The organism is Streptomyces sp. SID1328, from assembly GCF_009865595.1.
GTDB lineage: Bacteria > Actinomycetota > Actinomycetes > Streptomycetales > Streptomycetaceae > Streptomyces > Streptomyces griseoluteus.
On the sequence record NZ_WWKH01000749.1, the window covers coordinates 1 to 558 of the forward strand.

1 protein-coding gene is annotated in these 558 nt (G+C 77.2%); it reads right to left on the reverse strand.

Annotated features, from left to right (window positions below; translation table 11 throughout):
* Positions 1-193: 193 nt before the first annotated feature.
* Positions 194-558 (reverse strand): TspO/MBR family protein (locus tag GT030_RS24020; RefSeq protein WP_161202879.1); only part of this gene is annotated, 365 nt, incomplete at its 5' end.

Genomic DNA, 558 nt, shown 5'->3' on the forward strand with positions numbered 1-558 from the left:
GGGGGTGCTCCGGGTGCCCGGTGCCGCCGGCCGGGGCCAGCGCGTGCATGCCGAGCAGCCCCACCAGCACCGCGAGCACGAGCAGCGCCGGCGAACGCCGGTGGGGCGGTCGCGGGGGGCGCTGGTGGGCGGTGCCGGGCATGCAGGTCATCCTACGAGCGCCTCTCGCGCCCGCTGCGGCGGGACTCGCCGCTCAGCCCTTGGCGGGCCCCCGGTGCCGGGGTTCGTGGTTGCGGGCGACGATCGAGGCGTTCAGGCAGGTGGCGTACGCGCACCAGGCCGCGTACGGCAGCAGGACGAGGGCCGCCTCGCGGTCCGTCCGGGCGACGCGGGCCAGGAGGCGGACGTTGCTCGCGTCCAGCAGGAGGGTGCCCGCGAGACCGGCGAGCGGGCTGCGGAGCCGGAAGAAGAGATTGCTCCAGCCGGCGTTCAGGGCGAGGTTGGCGGCGAACTCACCGGCCAGGGCCTTCCGCTGGGGCCCGCGAGCCGCGTTCAGGGCGCGGCCGCCCGCCACGGCGATGGAGGCGTACAGCGGGGTCCAGACCGCGCCGAACGCCC